This window comes from Terrabacter sp. P5_B1 (assembly GCF_056400505.1).
Genome location: NZ_JBFULD010000444.1, coordinates 1 through 2,688 on the forward strand (window position 1 = coordinate 1; position 2,688 = coordinate 2,688).

General features: G+C 72.8%; 3 protein-coding genes. 2 read left to right on the forward strand and 1 reads right to left on the reverse strand.

Annotated features, from left to right (window positions below):
* Nucleotides 1–59: 59 nt before the first annotated feature.
* Nucleotides 60–989 (reverse strand): lysophospholipase, encoded by a 930-nt coding sequence (locus AC1DP0_RS20625; protein WP_478088205.1) that lies wholly within the window; start codon nucleotides 987–989, stop codon nucleotides 60–62.
* Between the two features lie 192 nt (nucleotides 990–1,181).
* Here AC1DP0_RS20625 and AC1DP0_RS20630 point away from each other — a divergent pair, with 192 nt between their 5' ends.
* On the forward strand, nucleotides 1,182–1,943 hold the full coding sequence (locus tag AC1DP0_RS20630; protein ID WP_478088207.1) for a DeoR/GlpR family DNA-binding transcription regulator: 762 nt from the start codon (nucleotides 1,182–1,184) through the stop codon (nucleotides 1,941–1,943).
* A partial coding sequence (locus tag AC1DP0_RS20635) for a 1-phosphofructokinase family hexose kinase (RefSeq protein ID WP_478088209.1) occupies nucleotides 1,940–2,688 on the forward strand: 749 nt, incomplete at its 3' end. The genes AC1DP0_RS20630 and AC1DP0_RS20635, both read left to right, overlap by 4 nt.

A 2,688-nucleotide genomic window follows, 5' to 3' on the forward strand; every position in this document is an offset into this window, starting at 1 on the left:
CTGCTGCACGGGGCGCAGCACTGACGTGGAACGCGCGAAGCTGACGATCGCGTCAGCGCTCAGGCGGCGGCGGGGACGAGGTGGGCGTCGAGCCAGTCGACGATCTCGATCTCGACCTCGTCGCGGTTCGTCTCGTTGAGGATCTCGTGACGGGCCTCGGGCCACAGGGTCAGCGTGACGTCCTGGACGCCGGCGCGGCGCAGCTGGTCGGCGACCTGGCGCACGCCCTTGCCGTTGGCGCCGACCGGGTCCATGTCACCCGACGCGAGGTGCACCGGCAGGTCCTTGGGCACGCGGGAGGCGAGCTGGTCGGTGTTGACCTCGGCCAGGCCCTTGAGGACGTCGGTGAAAGCCCCGGCGCTGAAGACGAACCCGCAGTCGGGGTCGTTGACGTACTTGTCGACCTCGGCGGGATCCCGCGAGAGCCAGTCGAACTCGGTGCGCGTCGGTTTGAAGGCCGAGTTGTACTGACCGAAGGTCAGGGTGTTCAAGAGCCCGCTCGTGTGGGTGTGCCCGCGCAGGCGCGCCTGGGTCGCCGCGAGGAAGACGCCGACCTTGCCGAGGGCCCCGGCGCCGCCGGCGGTGCCGGTCAGGACGATGCCGGCGAGCTCGGACCCGTGCTGGGCGGCATACGCCCGGGCGAGGAACGAGCCCATGCTGTGGCCGACGAGGAAGACCGGCAGGCCCGGGTGCTCCTCGCGCGCCCGGTCGGTCACGGCGCGCAGGTCGTCGAGCACGCTCTGCCACCCGTTCTTGGCGGCGAAGCTGGCGCGGGTCCCGGACGTGCGACCGTGCCCTCGGTGGTCGGAGCCGTAGACGGCATACCCGTGGTCCGTGAGGCGCTGGGCGAAGCGCGCGTAGCGGCTCGAGTGCTCGGCCATCCCGTGCAGGATCTGCACGACTCCCCGGGCGTCTCCGTCGGGCAGCCAGCGGTTGACGAAGACGTCGGTGCCGTCGGCGGTGGCCAGGGTGAAGGTGCTGCTCTGCATGGCCGAACTGTATGCCGCGGGCCTCGCCGCCGCTCGGATCCGCGCAGGTCCGGTTCGCCCGGTTCGGGCCATTTCGGATTCAAACCCACAAAAACGGGTGCCCGAATCTATTTACTTGGCGCCGAGCCGGTGGTTTCCTTGTGTCACGGCCCGAAGGGGCCACGACGCAGACCACCAGGACGAGGGAGTCCGATGTACGCAGCGGAGCGGCAGCAGCGCATCATCGCCGAGGCACGTCGTGCCGGCCGGGTGGAGGTCGCCGCGCTCGCCGACTCCCTCGGGGTCGCCGCCGAGACCGTCCGCCGCGACCTCACCGCCCTCGAGCGCCGCGGCTCCCTGCGCCGGGTGCACGGGGGTGCCATCCCCGTCGAGCGCCTCGAGGTCGAGCCGACGCTCGCCACCCGCTCCGGCCGCCTCGCCGACGTCAAGCGCCGCATCGCGGCCCGCGCCCTGGACGAGCTGCCCAGCGGCGGCAGCATCATCCTCGACGCCGGCTCGACCACGCTGGCCGTCGCCGAGATGCTGCCGCCCGACCTCGACCTCACGGTCCTGACCAACAGCCTCGCCGCCGCGACCGTCCTGTCCACGCACCCCGGCATCTCGCTCTACCTCCTCGGCGGGCGCGTCCGCGGCACGACCGGGGCGGCCGTCGGAGACTGGGCCACCGGCGCCCTCTCGGACGTCGTCGTCGACGTCGCGATCATCGGCACCAACGGCCTCTCCATCGCCCGCGGCCTGACGACGCCCGACCAGTCCGAGTCCCTCGTGAAGCGCGCCATGGTCGGCGCCGCCCGCAAGTGCGTGGTCCTCACCGACTCGAGCAAGGCCGGGGACGACCACCTGCACCGATTCGCCCAGCTCGCCGACGTCGACGTCGTCATCACCGACACCGACCTCGACGACGACGTCGCCGCCGAGATCCGTGCGGCCGGACCGGAAGTGGTGACCGCATGATCGTCACGCTCACGCCCAACCCGAGCATCGACCGCGCCGTCCTCATCGACGCGCTGCGTCGCGGCGAGGTCCACCGGGCCCGCAGCAGCCGCATCGACCCGGGCGGCAAGGGCGTCAACGTCGCTCGCGCGCTGGCAGCCCAGGGCGACGCGACGGTGGCGGTGCTGCCGAGCGGCGGACCCGAAGGCCACTTGCTCGAGGACCTGCTCGGCGCCGCCGGGGTCGCCTACGCGTCCGTGCCGGTGCGCGGCTCGGTCCGGATGAACATCAGCGTCCTCGAGCCAGGCGGCACGACGACGAAGCTCAACGAGCCCGGCCCCGACCTGTCGTCCGCCGAGGTCGAGGCGCTGCTCGCCACGACGCTCGAGCGTGCCGACGGGGCCGAGAGCGCCGACTGGGTCGTCGGCTGCGGCAGCCTGCCCCCGGGGGCACCGACGGACCTGTATGCCGCCCTCGTGACCCGGGTGCGCGAGCGGGGCGGACGCATCGCCATCGACTCGTCCGGCGCCCCGTTCGCGGCGGCCGTGGCGGCGAGGCCGCATCTCATCAAGCCCAACCACGAGGAGCTCGCCGAGCTCGTCGACCACGACCTGCCCACCCTGGCCCACGTCCGCGACGCAGCCCGGGAGCTCGTCGCCGACGGCATCGACCTCGTCGCGGTCAGCCTCGGCGGCGACGGCGCGCTGCTCGTGACCGCCGACGAGTGCGCGCACGCGAGTGCGACGATCACGGCACCCCTGTCCAC